Raw genomic sequence first — 16,745 nt, forward strand, 5'->3', positions numbered from 1 at the left:
TGATGACTGAAAATTCTCAGGACCGCTGGTGCGTCTATCTCGCTGTGAGATGAGGGACCACATCAATTACCCAAAAACGATCGCTGGCGCTCGTATTGATTCTGCAAAGCTTTGCAGCGGCTGAAATTGCCAATGCGCGACACTTGCGAGATTTTCGGAGCCCCGCGATTTTCGAGTTTTTCAACACAATCCGTATCAAAGCGGAAGTCTGCGGACCATTCCGGATTTATAGGTTCACGTCCCTGATCCTGCTTGGTCGTTGGGATCTACGGATCGAGAACGTTTGCCATTTCTTCGATATGGGCATCGATCCGGCTGAGGACCTGGGCAGGCACAACATCGCGTTCTGGAAGAACCGACCACTTGTCGCGCACGGTCGCCGCCGTCTCGGCTACGGCTGTCACCACTGCCCCTTCCGGAAGACGACTTCGATTTGCGAAGTTGCGCCAGCGCTCTGGAGTAAGCGCCTTGAACGACTTTTCGCCGGCAAGGCTCAGCGCCATACCGTCCTTTGGGATGTAAGGAACTGTTGAAAGCACGTCGTAGACAGGCGACAGCGTTGGTGTCCGTCCGTCTCCGGGATACAGCAGCGACCAATTCTTGAGATGCATATCACCGTTCCCGGTGACCGCGGTGAGTGCAAGGCGCCGAACAAATTCGATGGCTGAATCAAAGGAGACGCCGCTGTTCAGCGCTGCTGCGATATTATGATAGGCTGCGCCAATGTATTTCTCCGACGGATAGCGGCCAAAGACCTGTGCGAAGTCTTCCATATGGACGCGCGCTCCGTCCGCGCCGCGGTCGAAGCGGCGGACAAGCAGCACCTTGCCCGTGGACATGGTGTTGAACTCTTCCGGAATGCCGGCGAACTCCTTCTTGTCGACGAGTTCGCGTGCCGGCACTTCCATCCCCAGCGCTTCCGCCAAGGCGAGAACTGCGAATTCGTTTTCCGAAAGCCCGATGTGAGTGAGCGAGGGAAATTTCGCGATATATTGCCCTTGCTCGCCGTCTACGGCGAGTGTGATCCCACCTTCCTTTCCTATGTTCTTCATGACGGAAAGCTTCATCTGCACACCGGCAAGCGAAAATCGCGCCTTTTTATTGCCCTCCGCTTCTGGACCAGTTGGAATGGGGATACCATCACTCGGCAAAGCGCATACCGCTCCTGGCAGGTTGATCCCCAGCGCAGCCAAGAGATCGAAGTCGTTTCCTGGTCTTACTGACGCCGCGTGGTGCTTTTCCATCGCCTCGCGCAGTTTCTCTTCGGGCAGCAGGTTCGCAAAGAACGGTGGCAGCGCGCCGCGTATGGGTTTTGGATCCCGGCGGAGGCTGCCGTCCGCTGAGCGAAGCGACAGGCTGAAGATTGGCGGGTTGTTTAAGTTCCGGTAAGCGGGCAAAAGGTTGAACGCATTGTAGTCGCCCGGCGTCCGCACGAGCGTGCCGACTGGAAGATCGTTCAACGAGATATCGAGCGACTGGATGCGCTCTGCCGCGAGAACGGTCGGACTCATGCGCCTTCCTCCTCTTCAACGTCTGACGTGAATGCGGGGCGATCATCATCGTCGGCGGCGGGCTGCAGCATCGACTGAATAGCGGGCACCATCGCCTGCGGGATCAACATCATTTCCATGCCAAGGGCGCGGGCGACGTTGACGAGCGTGGTTGCACGGGCGGCAGCGGCACCGGTTTCAATGTCCCGATAGCGGGGTCTGCTGATGTTCGCCCGAAGAGCGATTTGCTCCTGGGACAAGCCAGCGGCCATGCGCGCCTTTCTAAAGTGCATGCCAAGATCCTTGAGCAAGGGGTCTGGGGCGGACGTCATGATATGTTCCCGGATCATTTTGCCAGTGGGTGATACGTAGACAGATCATTTCGATCGGTCAAGATGAAACGTAAACGAATCTTTCGGATAGGAAATGATCCGTAAACGTATCTATCGAACAGTTTGGCTTGGGACGGTCAGTCGCACAGGTGCTGGCGCTCGGAAGGCGGGTGAAACGAGCCGGCCTCGGTCAATGGCCCGATCTGCCATACTCGCCGCATGCTGCTGCCGCTGATGATCCGGCCCTGCAGGACTAGCGCCCCTCAGGGAACACCGTCGTGCGGTCATGGAATTCCGGTGCCCTGAGGTGGCGCTGTCGTCGCTTGACCCGGGCCTCCGCGGGAAGGACCTGAGGTGCCACTACCACTTCGGCTCATCGCACAGCTCACTTGCCCCGCGCCCGGTCGATCTGCTGTTGCACCCAGCCATCAAATTCAGAAAGCGCTTCGGTGATAGCGTCATCCAAATAATCCATCTGCCGGTTGAGATCATCATGCGCCGCGGCTGCGCGCAGCCAATTCGTCTCCTTTCCGATGAGATTCGCCTTCTGCCGCCACTTAACAATGGGCACAGTCGAGTACCGTCGCTTCCACGTCGCCATGAGACGCGTTTTATGGCCCTGCATGAACGGCGCGTCCCATGGAATCCAAATGTTCTCGCCACTCTTCTTCCGAAGCGCGGAATTATGATCGTATGCAAATTGGAGATTTTCCAGCGTCGCAGCCGGCGGTGTCTCCCATCAAGATCACGACTGATGTAATTGAAGTGCTTTTCGATGCGTCCGATCCGCTGCATCAGTTCGGTCTTGAGCGACATTCCCAACGTGGCGCAATCCGACGTGATACAGTTCATTACGATAGGCATGCGCTATCGCAATGAAGCGTCTTTCATCCTCCGTGATTGCATCCACATGCCTCATTACGGCCAGCTTCGGCTCGAAGTAATCACCCGTCGCCTCGCGACGCATCTTGGGACTAAGCGGAGTCTTATCTTTTCGGCGCCGTGGGCAGCGTATTGCACGATCGGTGAATGAGCAATTCCGTGGCGTTATCGATCAGGATCAGCGCGAAGCGGCTGTGGATCGGCTGATCGACGGCAATCTCCGCAACCGCCATGTCCAACTGTTCGATGATAGTCGAAAAGAATTTCACAGGCTCTCGACCCTCGTATCCGTTGGCGCCGTGCGATAGGCGACACTACCGCTTTCCAAAACGACGCCTCAAAAGTACGAGACATTGCTGCATCGTTTGCTCCTCCTTGATGTAGACGCTTGGCGAGGCCAGTCCCGGCAGGTCCGGATCGCTGACTGTCATATAGAGACAAAGCTTGTCGGGGCGTGGAAACAGCTTGGACGCTTCCCGCTCCAACTCATCGACCCATTTCGCCGTCTTCGCAAACTCCGCCGCGAAATTGTGCAGCAGGCGTGTCGCGTTTTCGAGAAGTCCGGCGGATTGTGCTGCGGCTTCGCGCGGTGCCATCCCGTTGAGGCTTGAGTGCGGCGTCTCTATCCAATTCGAATGTGCTCGCCGATCGGTGCGTTTGACAGGGGCGTGATCGTGTTCAACCGCTCCAAACGCTTCAGCCGTTCGGCTTCATCTGCTTCAACATTGCGCTGCGCGGCTCGTGCTTCGTGAGTGGCACGCATTGCCTGAATCGCACCGCGGACCGGCAAGCCAAGATCTTCGGCTTCCTCCTCGCATTGATCTTTGAGAACCGCACGCGTGGTCGCGAGGGCTTTTTTCAACGTTCGCCGCCCGGCAGCCCCTCTACGGCGATTTGCTTCAAGGATCGCTCGCCATCCGAACTGTGCTCCGACCGACAAGACGTCGAAGCCCTGTATGGATCAATCAGGTCGAGCGCTGGTTCGCTGAACTCACCAGAAAGCAGATCCAGCGAGGTGTCCACACCTCCGTCAGGCAGCTCGAGGCCGACAGCCGTACCTTCATCGACCAGCACAACAAATATCAGAAGCCCTTCAAATGGACCAAGTCGGCGTACCAGATTTTGGCTTCCGTCAAACGCTTCTGCCACAAAGCCCAGGAGACTTTATGTGCCGAACTTTAGAGTCACGTGACTAGCCTTGAGGACTTAGAAGAATATCGAGGTAGACACCAACAAATTCAGAGCATGTCCCGTTTGGCGCGTGCGTGTAATGCTCGTCGGGTTGTTGATGTATGCCAGTCCTACACTTGCATATATCCCGGGGTGCCAGATGCGCGGTATAGGTGCCCAAGATCGCTGTGCTGTCGCGATGCACGAGATTCCCTTTAGCCAAGGCAGCGTCCACTGCAAAGTTGCTCCAGACGGTGTTAGTGGCAACAATAGCAATCTGATCACTGGGCCGGCTGTCAAACAGTCCCTTCGCATAGAGACGAAGCTCGTAATATTGACTGACTTTATTTAGGTCAGGTGGAGCGTACATTACAGAGAAACCACCATAGATACCACGATATGCCGAGCCCTGGACATCAGACTGCCAGAGTTGCCTGTCCGCTGCGACGTAGTAGACGCTGTTCGCGTCGGCTCTCGATTGCTGCTGATACTGCAAGTTCTTGTAGGTGCTGTTATTGAAACCGGCGCCCGCCCGCAACCAGGTCTCGGGTAAGCCCGGAGCAGCTTTGTTCTTGTAGCCAATTTCATCAAGCAAAAGAATGCCCGCGTTGGCCGTGCTCCAGCTTAAGCCGGTGGGATTTTCGGTGATCTGCGCATACTGACCGTCTGGACTGATTGAGCGCTGGATTGAGACCTTGTCATATAGGTGATCATCAAAATTGTACTTCACGTTGAGAGCTGGCGTAGGCGCGGCATTGTTGCTCATGCCAGCTTGATACAAAATATTCGACGAGGGGGCCAAAACGCTTGCTCCTGCGTTCCCTCCGACCAATGTGCCTGCGAACTCATTTACATTTCTGAGGTAACCCATTTTGAGTTCGAGTTTCCTGTCGAAAAACGTCTGGTAATAGGCCAATGTATTGAGACCCACTCTATCTGGCCCTCCGGGTTTCCATGTCCAGTACTGCTGCTCGGCTCCCACGACGATCTGACCATCGGGAATTCCAAAGCGGCTGAGATCGTAGGTCACAATCATGAAATTTACGGTACTAAATGTCGGATTCTGGCCCATATATAGCTGATTGGCGGTGGTGGCACTGGCTGCATTTGGCAGTTGATTGTCTACGAGGCTGATTACTGTCCCGCCAACGTAGCCGATCCCGACCTCTGCCAGCGCGGATCTAACGCCGCCTTTATCGTGATCTATCGTATCGGCAGGACCAGGGATATTGAGCCACATACCTTTTTCGCGGAGGTTCTCGAACTTTGCGAATGGGTCGATCTCCTTTTGAGTTCTGTTTTTAGCAATTTCATCCGCACTGTCTCGCTTTGCGGAAGGCAAACTGGCAGTTTGTGCTAGCGCCGAATTACCGACGAGAAGCGTTGCTCGTTTGAGCTGGCGGCTTCGGAATTTTGTGACCGAATCGGACTCCATCTCAATTCTTCTTTTAGCAACCTCATCTGGAATGTCGCGTTTTGGCTTAGGCCCATTGGCAGTCTGTGCCAGCGCCGAACTGCCGACGAGGCTCGCTGCCAGGGAGAGTGCGATAGCCAGCCCTCTGTGCTTCGTAGTTGATCGAAAGCTGACAACGTGTGCCGCAGCCGTCGCCACGACAAAGTAACCATGCATAGTGAACTCCGCGTCCGCATTGCTAGTCTTGAATGGATTACGCTCCGGCCTGATTGGCCCGGAGCTGACCCCCAACCTTCTAATGTCTGAAGGCTCCGGGGCTGATGCTTGGCAGCAATCGGCCCGTCTATCTCAGCGATACCCGCTGAGCCTTCCCGACCTCGTCACCGGCCGCCACGCGATTGGCTTTCGGCGACGCACGTGTCGAGCACGCCATACCGCGGCCAAGCCAATCGACTGTTCCAACGCAGTTCTGTTGCGCTGCCTCGGTGTCGACAGCGGCCGGCTCTATTCGGTGCCTTCGCTCGGCGAGATAGTGGCGACGGGCGGACGGCGCCGCCACCAATACACTGCGAACGACCCGCCTCTTCCACCACAAGCATGAGGATTTCGGCCGTGCAGCATTCTGATCGAAGAAGACGTCTCCTTCGAGAAGATAGCAGTCATCAGAAAGCAGGGCTCGCGCGCCAGCGACGACGCGTTGGCTCCATGATGCTTCACTGGCATCGCGGTAGCCGACAGACGAGGCAACTGACAGGCCCGAAGCCGAGAGACCGTTGAAACCTGTGCGCTCGGCGATCGCGCCAGAAGGTCCATCATGGGCTCGCATAAGAAAGGAGAGATCGCGGTTGGAGCCGATTTGATAGCCGCAGATGCGTTGGCACATCCATCAGGGCCGTTGGAGCGGCCAGTTCTATATTGCATCCCAGTTCCTTGACGTGTGACCCGCGCGACCTTTATTAACCGCCGATTGCCATGTGTCCGTCATCTCCTCCAACTGCTAACGTTGGTAGTTGACTGGGTCGCAAGGCGTTGCCTGTCGATGCACGGATCGTGGCTGTTTCGCTGCTCGGGGTGAGGCCCCTCGGCGACTAGACGAACTCTGGCGACGCTGGCATCGGTCCAGTGGAAATCGGGCGTCGGTCACTCGTGAGCGCTGCAGCCGCTCAGCTCTTTACGCGCCCATCTCTCGGCGGAAACGCAGTTAAACCGCGATTTGTTGATCTGCATCATTAGCGTCGTTCTCAAGCGACGGCTTTTAGGGGTTGCCCGGATCGGCCCAGGGAAGAAGTTGGCCGAGTTCATCGTTCGGGTGACCATTGACCATCATCCTCAGGATGTCGGTGACGTAGGCGAGAGGACCGACGTCATTGATCTTGCAGATTTATGCCGACCGCCGGACTCGCCGAACGGTTTGTTTTCCCCAAGATTTTTCTGTGCAATTGGGCTCGACATAGTTGGCGTTGTGCTCCGTATTCGACTGCGCAGGCCAGGATAGCTTGAAGAGTAATTGGGCATGAGCCGACTATTCCGGCGCGTGAAGAGTGGACCCACGGGCAGCTCGTAGAGCTCTAAGTGGCGCGTCTCGTCAAGGGATGGACTTGCGGGCCACGGCAAGTGGCGATGACTAGCTCGATACGAGCCTGAAAGATAATTCAGGAAATAACGACTGGCTCGCATTCGGTGCCGGCAAATGGAAGATTGTTCGCAGGCTTTTTCTGAATGCGAGGAAATGCTGCGCCATGGCCGATGAAGACGAGAACTATTGCTTTGCGGTGGCGCTATGATGTAGGAGCCGGCCATGCGCAAAAAGTGTCACATCGAACCGATCATAGGACTGGATGACCAAGCGATGAGGTCAACGTTGCGGATAACGATTTGTCGATGGTCGCGGCTCGCTGCAGCTCTTGACCATCGTGTGATAGCGCGTCAACGAGAAAAGCCAACACAGACCCGGACATCGAGCGAGGGACGATGGAGATGATGGATCAAACGGCCGGTTCGGACTTGCCGCCGGTATTGCACACGTCGTCGAGACGCGTTTCGTGGCTTTTACTACTCGTGGTTGTCCTCGTTGGCCTGTGCGCTGCAGGAGCCTATTTTTGGACCAACGTCGGACAATTTGTCGAGACGGTGGCGGCCGCCCGTGAAGTCGCCACAATGCCAAGCTTGTCACCGGAGGACCGGGCGGCCCTGTCGGAGATTCAGTCGGGACAACAGAAGGCTAGCGACGAGCTCGCCGAACTCAACCGCAGCATCAGTGCCCAGCTGGCCGATTTAACACGAATCTCAGATCAAATCGCAGCGCTGACTTTACGAATCGACTCATTGCAGAATCCCGCACCCACGGCTTCTCCTCCTCATGTTCCTCGTCCGACGCCTGGCCATGCCGTGTCGGAGCCGGCCAAGACACTCGTGCGCTCGTCGAAACCACAAGGGCCGGTTTCCGTCGGGGGCGCGCCACTGGTCTCAGGACCGAAGCCTGACGAGCCTTGATGACATCCCAGAGTGCTACAGGCTAGTCCAGCCCGCCACCTGCTCGACGCGGTTGATCGTTTCTTGCAAAGCTGGGCCTGCCGGGCGATTACGGTGCCCAAAGCTTACGGCAGTGCCGGGGTCTCCAACGTGACGCTCGCCGAGCGGCGTCGCCATCGTTGCCGCAGCCGACGGCAGTCTGGATCAGATTCCACAGAACCATTTCACTACATGGTCGAGGCGCCGTCCTGTTAGCGACGAGCGGTGATGCTTTTGGATCCGCTCACGCTGCTTGTTGTGCTAATAGGGTGAACGGTTGAGATAAGCGTCGAATGCGGCAGCAACAGCGCGAATCACAAAGCGGTGCTCCTGCCTCACGCGGATGAAACCCTTTTCGATGTCGACTACCCCGTCCTCGGCGAGCATCGACAAGCGTTCAGCTGATTCGAGAAAAGGGATCGCATAAACTCCGTGGGCGGCACAGATTGCCGGCACGTCGGCCTCCAGATCGCACATCAGCCGCTCGATGATCGCGGCTCGGACGCGGTCTTCATCGGTGAGACGGTAGCCATTTGACGTCGCCAGACGGCCAGCTCTGATGTGCCGGCTGTAGGAGCCTGTTGCAACATCGTTCTGGACGTAACCGTCGCCGAGACGGCCGATGGCCGACCTGCCGAAGCCGATCAGGGTTTTGCAGGTGTCGGCCGAGTAACCCAAGGAGTTACGCCGCAGGCGACCGGCTTTCTGCGCCAGCGCGAGCTCATCGTCCGGCAAGGCGAAATGGTCGAGCCCGATTTGGTGATAGCCGGCGGCGACAAGCGTATCGGCCACGGCCGCGGCCTGTTCGGCGCGGGCAGCGTTGTCCCCGGCAGCGCTGCCTCATCGATCAGGCGCTGACGTTTCATATACGAAGGAACGTGCGCGTAGCCGAAAACCGCAAGCCGGTCCGGGCGCATGGCCACCGCCGTCGTCGCGCTCTCGACGCAGGACTGCACCGTCTGATTTGGGAGACCGAAAATGAGGTCGAAGTTGATGCGGCTTATTCCGTGCTGGCGCAGATTTTCGACGGCAGCGGCCGTCTGCGCCTTACTCTGGACCCGGTTGATCGCTTTTTGAACAATGGGATCGAAGCTCTGCACGCCGAGGCTCGCGCGGTTCACGCCGGCTGCTCCTAAGGCTTCGGCCATCTCGACCGTGAACGTGCGCGGGTCGATCTCGACGGCGATCGCAGCCGTTTTCCTGAACGCGAAGCGGCGGCGCAGGAGTTCCATCAGGGCCAGGAACTCCGCTGGCTCGATGACGGTCGGCGTTCCGCCGCCGAAGTGCACGTCGCTCACGGGCAGCGCTTGCGGCGCTTGCTCCGCGACCAACCGGATCTCCTCGCGCAGCACCGACAAATAATTGAGGATCGGCGCAACCCGGCGAGTGATGGCCGTAGGGAAGCCGCAATACCAACAGATCGACCGGCAGAACGGAATGTGGAGATAGAGCGACACGGAGTCGTCAGCCGGCAGGCGCCTCAGCCATTTCTCACAATCCTGTGCACCGACAGCCGGGGAGAACTCCGGTACAGTTGGATAGATGGTGTACCAAGGCAGGCGGGCATCGCAATACTTTTTCAGGATTGAGGCCTGCAACGGTTACTATCCCACGCTTATATCAGCATCACCCTAACCGCTGCGCTCCCCTGTGTCTTTGCGCCATATCAATCGGTCCGCTTTAGCCGCGAAATCTGCGTTCCGTCGATGTCCATGCTAAGGAGACCAGTTAGCATGATAGCGGGAGCGATAGCCACTCCCTGACACTCATTTAATGATTGTGAGAAGAAGGAATTTATCACACAACTGATGTTGAGAGCAGGGCTTGATGTCGAGGATCGACGTGCGCGCCGTTCCGCTTCGAGTCCCATCCCGCATGTTCGGTCTGATTGATGCGCTCGAGGCGAACGAGCGCTTCATGAGAAGCGCAGGGCGATCTCCTCAAAGCAACAACGAAATGGCAGAAGTGCGATTGCGCTCAACAGATCCGGGGCAATTGTTCGCCCGACAGCCAATCGACAATTCGCCCGCCACCAAAGCTGGTTGACATCTGCACAAACTGATGATTGTCGGCTACGGCCTCGCCGATATCAGCCGCATCGCACCCGAGCGGATGCGCCTTCATGGCTGCAAGCACGGCATCGGCCATGTCAGGCGCCACGATGGCAACGAGCTTGCCCTCGTTGGCGACATGTAGCGGATCAAGCCCAAGGAGTTCGCAGGCGGCGGCAACCGCCGGCTTCACCGGAATGGCCTCTTCCTGCAGGTGGAACCCGAGGCCCGACTGATGCGCAATCTCGTTGAGCATCGCCGCAAGACCGCCGCGCGTGGGGTCGCGCATCACCCGGATGCTGCTGCCACCGGCCGCAACCATTAGGGCTACGAGATCATGCAGCGCTGCGGAATCCGAGACGATCTCGGTCTCGAAAGCGAGATTCTGGCGCCTCGACATGATCGCCGTACCATGGTCGCCGAGACTGCCGGAGACCAGCACGCGGTCGCCGACCCTTGCCTTCTCGGCGGAGAGATCGAGCCCATCGGCTAAAACCCCGACCCCCGTCGTCGAGATGAACAGGCCGTCCGCCTTCCCGCGCTCGACGACCTTGGTGTCGCCCGTGATGATGTAAACGCCGGCGGCGCGCGCGGCCTCGCCCATCGAATCCGCAATCGTCTTCAAATCCGAAAAGCGGAAGCCCTCCTCGATGATGAAACTTGCCGACAGATAGAGCGGACGCGCGCCGCCCATCGCGACATCATTGATCGTGCCGTGCACCGCGAGCGATCCGATATTGCCGCCGGGAAAGAACAGCGGCGAAATCACATAGCCATCGGTCGTCATCACCATCCTGCCGGCGCCAACATCGAAGGCCGCCTGATCGTTGCCGCGGGCGAGCCATTCATTGCCGAAGGCTTCGTGAAACAGGCCGGAGATCAGCTGCGCCATGGCGCGTCCCCCGGCGCCATGGGACAGGTCGACCCGTCCGTTCTTGATGTCGAGCTTGCGTTGATAGGCTCTCATCACGCCCGCCTCAACCGATAATCGCGAAACCGTCCATACGTCCATTGCGCGGCACAGGCGCCTTCCGATGAGACCATGCAGGATCCCATCGGGATTTCCGGCGTGCAGACGGTTCCGAACAGCTTGCAGTCAACCGGCCTCTTCACGCCGCGCAGGATGGCCCCGCACTCGCACGCCGGATTATCGGCGACGCGCACTTCGTGCATCGTGAAACGCATCTCGGCGTCGAATTGAGCGTAAGCCTGCTTTAGCTTTAGTCCGCTATGGGGTACGAGCCCGAGCCCGCGCCATTCGAACTGGTCACGCAATTCGAAGATATCCGACACCTCTTCCTGGGCGCGCCGATTGCCTTTCCGAGTCACCGCACGGCTGTATTGGTTCTCCACCTCATGTCGGCCTTCGTTCACCTGCCGCACCAGCATCAGGATCGCCTGCATCATGTCGAGCGGTTCAAATCCCGCGATCACGATCGGCTTGCCGAATTGTTCTGCGAGGACCTCGTAAGGTTCCGTGCCGATGATGGTGCTGACATGCGCAGGCCCGAGGAAGCCATCAATTTCGACCCGCCCGATATTGCGGATATCGGGACTCTCGAGAATGCTGTGCATCGCCGATGGAGTCAGCATGTGGTTGCAGAACACGCTGAAACTCTTCAGCCATTTCTTCTCGGCAAGCCGTATCATCACCGCTGTCGGCGGCGTCGTGGTCTCAAATCCAATGGCAAAAAAGACCACCTCTCGATTCGGCGCCTGTTCGGCGATCCGGATCGCATCGAGCGTCGAGTAGACCATCCGAATGTCGGCGCCGAACGCCTTGGCGCTCAGCAGGGATTTTCCCTGCGAGCCGGGCACGCGCATTAGGTCGCCATAGACACAGAGAGTGACCTCCGGCTGCTCGGCGAGCCTGATCGCCATGTCGATCCGGCTGGCGGGGAGAACACAGACGGGACAACCCGGCCCGTGGATCATGCGAACATTCGCAGGCAGCTTATCCTCCAGGCCATAGCGGGAAATCGCATGCGTGTGCCCGCCGCAGAATTCCATGAACCGATATTCCCTTTGCGAATCGGCTTCGGCGCCAATCACACGCGCTAGCCCCCGCGCGATGGTCTTGTCGCGAAATTCGTCGGCATATTTCATGACTGGAGGTCCTGCCCCACGCTGCCCAGCTCCTGTAGGAGCTGCAGCGTGCGCTTGGCTTCCGCCGGGTCAATTCTAGCCAGGGCATAGCCGACATGGACAAGGACGTAGTCCCCCACCGCGAGATCGTCGATGAACGCTATCGATATCTCCTTGCTGATGCCGTCGATGGACACGATGGCCATGTCATCAGAAAGAATTTTCGCGACCTCAGCTGGTACCGAGAGACACATATTAGGCTGTTCCTTCCAGGGCTGACGGCCGTTCTGCAATCTGCAGAGCGGCTATCCAGGCTTGTCCGAGGCTCAAGCCACCGTCATTGGGCGGAACCTGCCGTGGCAGCAGCGGAGTGAGGCCGGCCGCAATGCAGCCGCGCTCGATTTCATCCGCGAGTACCGCGTTCAGGAAGCAGCCGCCGCTCAGAACGACGGCGGTAACGCCAGTTGTCCGCGCCGCGCGCGCGACCCAGTCAACGCAGGCAGCGGCAAACGTGCCATGAAACAGCCCGGCTCCCTCCGTGGCGCCGACGTTGTCTGCAATCAAACGCGCAAACAGCGGGCGAAAGGACAGCACGTCGCCATCGATAATCCAGCCCGCTTCAAGCACCGCAGTCCGCCGCACATGCGCCTCGAGCTTCATCGCGGCTTCGCCCTCATAGCTCTGCAAAGTCGCGATCCCCAGCAGCGCCGCCGCTGCGTCGAACAGTCGGCCCGCACTGGTCGTGGTCGCCACGCCGGGCTGATCGAGCAATGACGGCAGACGCTCGGCCTGAGGCTGTGCTGCAAAGCGCAGCGTGATTTCGTTTTCCCGTCCCAACAAGTGAAGTATTGCGCTCGCCATGCGCCAAGGCTCGCGGGCTGCGCGATCTCCGCCAGGCATTTGCAACGGCGCGAAATGCCCGATCCGTCGAAACCCGGCGCCTTCGCACAACAAGAGTTCGCCACCCCAGTTGCCGCCGTCGGAGCCATAACCATGGCCGTCGAGGAGAAGGGCGAGCGTAGGCCCGGCAAGGCCATGCTCCGCGATGACGGCCGCAGCGTGCGCGTGGTGATGCTGGACAGCGACCAGCGCGCGGCCGCTTGCTTCCGCAAAGCGGGTGGCCGCCATGTTGGGATGCAGATCATGGGCAATGACGACAGGATCGATGTCGAGGGTCGATGTGAGGTGCCGGATCGTCTCCTCGAAGAAGCGGAAGCCTTCAGCCGTATCGAGATCGCCGATGTGCTGGGAGACGAAGGCCTCACTGCCCCGTGTGACCGTGATGGTCGATTTCAACCCGCCGCCGACGGCGAGCACGGGCGGCACAGACCTCGCAAGCCGGATCGGTTCGGGAACATAGCCGCGGGCGCGACGAATGAATTGGCGCCGCCCCGCCACCACCGCCACTACCGAATCATCGGCGCGCGTCAGAATATCGCGATCATGGGTCACAATAAGGTCGGCGATGCCCGCGAGCCGGCGCAGCGCCTCCGCGTTGTCGATCGGGAGCGGTTCGCCGCCGGGATTAGCACTGGTGCTGACAATGACCGGACCTTCAGCCCCATGCCATGCACCTGTCGAACGAAGCGCATGGAAGATGAGGTGATGCAACGGGGCCGCCGGCAGCATCACGCCGACGCGCGACAGACCAGGGGCTATCGCCGGCGCTAGATTGTTGCGCGACGGCAGGAGGACGATCGGACGGGCGACGGATTCGAGCAGTGGGAGCTCGGCGGCATTAGCCTGCGCAATCTCGCTGACCTGCTCTACGGAACCAACCATGACCGCGAACGGCTTCTGGTCGCGCTGCTTCCTCCTGCGCAAACGCTGCACGGCGTCATGGTTGCGAGCGTCGCAAAGGAGCTGGTACCCGCCAACCCCCTTTATTGCGACGATTTGGCCGCCATCGATCTCCGCGGCAATGTCGTTGATCCCATGACTGAGCCGAGGACCGCATGTCGGACATGCAATCGCTTCCGCATGAAACCTGCGGCTCGCCGGATCGGCATATTCGCCCGCGCAGGCGGCACACATCGCAAACTCCCCCATCGCCGTGTTGCGGCGATCGTAGGGAAGCCGTTCGGCGATGGTATAGCGCGGGCCGCAATGAGAGCAGTTGATGAAGGGATAGAGGTAATGGCGCCTGTTCGGGTCGAACAACTCATCGAGACATTGCTGGCATGTCGCGGCATCGGCGACGATCCGCGTCGAGCCCCTCCCGTGTTCGCTGGCGCGGATCGAGAAGTCTTTCGCCGCAAGCGCATCAATCTCCTGAACGGAGATGTGGTCGATCCGCGCCAATGGAGGGCTTTCGAGTGGCAAAGCGGCCACAAACTCGCACGTAAGGTCGCCCTCAACCTCGATGATCACGCCATCAGGATCGTTGGCGACGAACCCGGCCAACCTATAACGGGTAGCGAGACCATAAATATACGGACGAAAGCCGACACCCTGCACGGCGCCACTGACGCGCACCCGCAGCCGCGTTCCGCCGCGGATGATGGCGTCGCCGCTCGCGCTCATGGCAATGCGTCACCGACGGGACGCCTCTGATTCGCAGCCTGCTTCCAGATCCAGGCGTAGAGCGCGGCAAAGCCCTCGCCCGTACGCGCCGAAACCGTCAGCACCTCAATGTTCGGATTGACGCGTCTCGCATATTCGATGGTCTTGGCTGAATCGAAGTCGACCACCGGCGCCAGATCAATCTTGTTGATCAGCATCAGCGACGATGCGGCGAACATATACGGATATTTGAGCGGCTTGTCTTCACCATCGGCGGTCGAGAACACCACGATCTTGCAGGCCTCGCCGAGATCGAACGCCGCGGGACAAACTAGATTCCCGACATTCTCGATGAAGAGAATACCGCCCTTGAGCGGCGGCAAGCGGCGATAAGCCTCACCGACCATCGCAGCATCGAGATGGCAGCCCTTGCCCGTATTGATCTGAATTGCGGGCACGCCGGTGGCGCGAATGCGATCGGCATCGTTCGAGGTCTGCTGGTCTCCCTCGATGACACCAACCGGGCGGCTATCCTTCAGTTCGGAGACGGCGCGGACGAGCAGCGAGGTTTTGCCGGCGCCCGGACTGGAAACAAGATTGAACACGAGCAGGTCATCGGTCAGGAAGCGCGCGCGGTTGTCGGCGGCGATCCTATTGTTCTTGCCAAGGATGTCGCGCTCGATCCGAATGGTTCGCTCGCTGCTCATACCTGCGATCTTCAAGCCGGCCGGATCGGCACCGCAATCCACAAGCGCCCCTCCGCCCTGAGCATGTTGATGGCTATGACCATGATGGTGATAATGGCCGTGGTGATGGTGGTGAGAATCATGCACGTTTTGACCGCTATGCACATGATCACGGTGGTGACCGTAGTGATCATGCGCATGATCATGGTGATGGCCCTGGGTTTGCGCACTTTGCGCGTCGGCGCGTTCGATGGAGGGCGTTCTTTCGCTACAGCCACATACGGTACACATCAATCGACCTCCAGCTCTTTCACCAGCATCTCTTCGCCCCCGGTCACCTGCAGCTGATAGCTGCCGCAGCAGGGACACGGCTCATCGCGCTGCGCAATCTCAACACTCCTCGAACAGGCCATGCACCAGGCGACGCTAGGCAATTCGATGACCTCAATAACTGCGCCATCGGCGATGGTCCGCGCGGCAACGGCCGCAAAGCAGAACTTCATCGCTTCGGGAGCGACATGGCTGAGCGCCCCGATCTCCAGACACACGGTCTTCACCCTGGAAAACGATCGCCGGCGCGCCTCCTCCTCGATGATCTCGACGATGCCCTCACAAAGCGCCATTTCATGCATCGCCAATTTCGCGAAAATTGAGAGTGAACCCGACGCAAGGGTCGAAGGATGCGACCATCGCGCGAACCGCACCCAGTCCCCGCGGTTTCGCGGCCAGCACCGCGCCTTGCAGGCTGCGGACAAGCGGTCCGCGCGCGTGGAAATTCCACTCGGTTGGGGCAAGAAATTCCAAGCGCAACATCTGCCCCTGACGATCAAGCTCAACCGCGTGATAGAGACGTCCCCTTGCGCATTCGACCGCGGCCGCACCACGGCCCGGCCCCAGCCTGTAGCTTTCGACGATCCCATCCTCCGCTGTTTCAACATAAGCACTGGAGCGGAGCCAAGCGTGCAGTCGCACGATTTCCGCGATCCTCGCCTTCAGCCGCTCGGCCGGCCCCGACCGGCCTAGCGTGAGCTGATCACGCATCATTTGGCGCGCCCACGCACCTGTCTCGGGAATGCGGCCCTCCAGGTCGGGGCAACGGCAAAATCCTGCATCATCCGCGAGCAGCCGTTCAATGACGCCGCGGTCGTCGGCAACGGACAAAAACGAGTGCTGCGTCGGCATTGGGTTCAACGCGTCTTCCTCGAGAGCCGCGATGCGAAGCGCGAGTGGGTTACCGAGTGTCGGCGCGCCGTCTTCGTTCGTTATGCCAAGCGCTGCCAGCGCAATCGGAACCCGCGCTGTTGCCTCGCGTCGAACCTGGCCGCAGCCGGGCTCTGAGCTGCTGAGAAGTGCCGATACCCCCTCCATCAGGGCGCGGATCGCTGCGGCGCTGGTGGTATCCAGCGCGAAATGCCCGACAAACAGGCCCCGCAGCAATTCCGCCAGCCGCTCGGCAACGACCATGGCGATACGATGCTGCCGCGTCGCAAGGCTGATGTTTTCGCCGCGCGCCGCCTCGATCGCGGACAGGAATGCCACCTGGTGCGCGGCGGCACACAACGAGAAGATTCGCGGCAGCACGTTGAGCAACGAAGCGGCCGGCTTGCCGGCGAATAGCCGCG

17 protein-coding genes and 2 pseudogenes are annotated in these 16,745 nt (G+C 59.4%); 2 read left to right on the forward strand and 17 right to left on the reverse strand.

The features are described from left to right. Positions 1–266 precede the first annotated feature (266 nt). From C7G61_RS32685 to C7G61_RS32705, 6 genes are all read right to left on the reverse strand, one after another. The gene (locus C7G61_RS32685; RefSeq protein WP_108521680.1) at positions 267–1,511 is read right to left on the reverse strand and encodes a type II toxin-antitoxin system HipA family toxin; all 1,245 of its coding nucleotides are present in this window, start codon (positions 1,509–1,511) and stop codon (positions 267–269) included. After that, positions 1,508–1,822, reverse strand: a complete 315-nt coding sequence (locus C7G61_RS32690) for a helix-turn-helix domain-containing protein (protein ID WP_057854146.1) — start codon at positions 1,820–1,822, stop codon at positions 1,508–1,510. The genes C7G61_RS32685 and C7G61_RS32690 overlap by 4 nt, the downstream gene beginning before the upstream one ends. A gap of 385 nt (positions 1,823–2,207) precedes the next feature. Next, entirely contained in the window at positions 2,208–2,447 is a 240-nt protein-coding gene (locus C7G61_RS32695; RefSeq protein ID WP_145963728.1) for a hypothetical protein, read from the reverse strand. 361 nt (positions 2,448–2,808) lie between these two features. Next, a complete protein-coding gene (locus tag C7G61_RS45035; RefSeq protein ID WP_190242075.1) occupies positions 2,809–2,973 on the reverse strand; it encodes a hypothetical protein in 165 nt (54 codons plus the stop codon). Positions 2,974–3,018: 45 nt separating this feature from the next. Next, entirely contained in the window at positions 3,019–3,300 is a 282-nt protein-coding gene (locus C7G61_RS32700) for a hypothetical protein (RefSeq protein ID WP_108521685.1), read from the reverse strand. A gap of 26 nt (positions 3,301–3,326) precedes the next feature. Continuing rightward, positions 3,327–3,566: a hypothetical protein gene (locus tag C7G61_RS32705; protein ID WP_108521687.1), complete on the reverse strand. Its 240-nt coding sequence runs from the start codon at positions 3,564–3,566 to the stop codon at positions 3,327–3,329. A gap of 86 nt (positions 3,567–3,652) precedes the next feature. Between C7G61_RS32705 and C7G61_RS32710 the strand changes: the two are divergent. Then, positions 3,653–3,886 (forward strand): annotated as a pseudogene (locus C7G61_RS32710) (IS630 family transposase); the annotation flags it as partial. Positions 3,887–3,896: 10 nt separating this feature from the next. On the opposite strand, the gene C7G61_RS32715 reads toward C7G61_RS32710, so the two are convergent. The 3 genes from C7G61_RS32715 to C7G61_RS47270 all read right to left on the reverse strand — a co-directional run bounded on the left by C7G61_RS32715 (position 3,897) and on the right by C7G61_RS47270 (position 6,669). After that, positions 3,897–5,504, reverse strand: coding sequence for a carbohydrate porin (locus C7G61_RS32715; RefSeq protein WP_244608569.1), 1,608 nt, complete (start codon positions 5,502–5,504; stop codon positions 3,897–3,899). Between the two features lie 127 nt (positions 5,505–5,631). Then, positions 5,632–6,171, reverse strand: coding sequence for an isocitrate lyase/phosphoenolpyruvate mutase family protein (locus tag C7G61_RS47585; protein WP_108521689.1), 540 nt, complete (start codon positions 6,169–6,171; stop codon positions 5,632–5,634). A 372-nt stretch (positions 6,172–6,543) separates the two neighbouring features. Then, the gene (locus C7G61_RS47270) at positions 6,544–6,669 is read right to left on the reverse strand and encodes a transposase domain-containing protein (RefSeq protein ID WP_082646342.1); all 126 of its coding nucleotides are present in this window, start codon (positions 6,667–6,669) and stop codon (positions 6,544–6,546) included. A 590-nt stretch (positions 6,670–7,259) separates the two neighbouring features. On the opposite strand from C7G61_RS47270, the gene C7G61_RS32730 reads away from it, so the two are divergent. After that, positions 7,260–7,781 (forward strand): hypothetical protein, encoded by a 522-nt coding sequence (locus C7G61_RS32730; RefSeq protein WP_108521691.1) that lies wholly within the window; start codon positions 7,260–7,262, stop codon positions 7,779–7,781. A gap of 279 nt (positions 7,782–8,060) precedes the next feature. Here C7G61_RS32730 and hemN read toward each other — a convergent pair. The 8 genes and pseudogenes from hemN to C7G61_RS32770 form a co-directional block, all read right to left on the reverse strand. Then, positions 8,061–9,397 (reverse strand): annotated as a pseudogene (gene hemN, locus C7G61_RS32735) (oxygen-independent coproporphyrinogen III oxidase). A gap of 379 nt (positions 9,398–9,776) precedes the next feature. After that, entirely contained in the window at positions 9,777–10,817 is a 1,041-nt protein-coding gene (gene hypE / locus C7G61_RS32740; RefSeq protein ID WP_057902171.1) for a hydrogenase expression/formation protein HypE, read from the reverse strand. Further along, on the reverse strand, positions 10,817–11,956 hold the full coding sequence (gene hypD / locus C7G61_RS32745) for a hydrogenase formation protein HypD (protein WP_108521693.1): 1,140 nt from the start codon (positions 11,954–11,956) through the stop codon (positions 10,817–10,819). Before hypD ends, hypE begins: the two co-directional genes overlap by 1 nt. Then, on the reverse strand, positions 11,953–12,189 hold the full coding sequence (locus tag C7G61_RS32750; protein ID WP_108521695.1) for a HypC/HybG/HupF family hydrogenase formation chaperone: 237 nt from the start codon (positions 12,187–12,189) through the stop codon (positions 11,953–11,955). The genes hypD and C7G61_RS32750 overlap by 4 nt, the downstream gene beginning before the upstream one ends. A gap of 1 nt (position 12,190) precedes the next feature. Then, positions 12,191–14,458, reverse strand: coding sequence for a carbamoyltransferase HypF (gene hypF / locus C7G61_RS32755; protein ID WP_108521697.1), 2,268 nt, complete (start codon positions 14,456–14,458; stop codon positions 12,191–12,193). Further along, positions 14,455–15,414, reverse strand: a complete 960-nt coding sequence (gene hypB, locus C7G61_RS32760; protein WP_108521699.1) for a hydrogenase nickel incorporation protein HypB — start codon at positions 15,412–15,414, stop codon at positions 14,455–14,457. Before hypB ends, hypF begins: the two co-directional genes overlap by 4 nt. Continuing rightward, entirely contained in the window at positions 15,414–15,755 is a 342-nt protein-coding gene (gene hypA / locus C7G61_RS32765; protein WP_108521701.1) for a hydrogenase maturation nickel metallochaperone HypA, read from the reverse strand. The genes hypB and hypA overlap by 1 nt, the downstream gene beginning before the upstream one ends. Further along, a complete protein-coding gene (locus C7G61_RS32770) occupies positions 15,748–16,704 on the reverse strand; it encodes a hypothetical protein (protein ID WP_338026149.1) in 957 nt (318 codons plus the stop codon). Before C7G61_RS32770 ends, hypA begins: the two co-directional genes overlap by 8 nt. Between the last annotated feature and the right edge of the window lie 41 nt (positions 16,705–16,745).

Origin of the sequence: Bradyrhizobium algeriense (assembly GCF_003062295.1) — a bacterium.
Taxonomy (GTDB): Bacteria; Pseudomonadota; Alphaproteobacteria; order Rhizobiales; family Xanthobacteraceae; genus Bradyrhizobium; species Bradyrhizobium algeriense.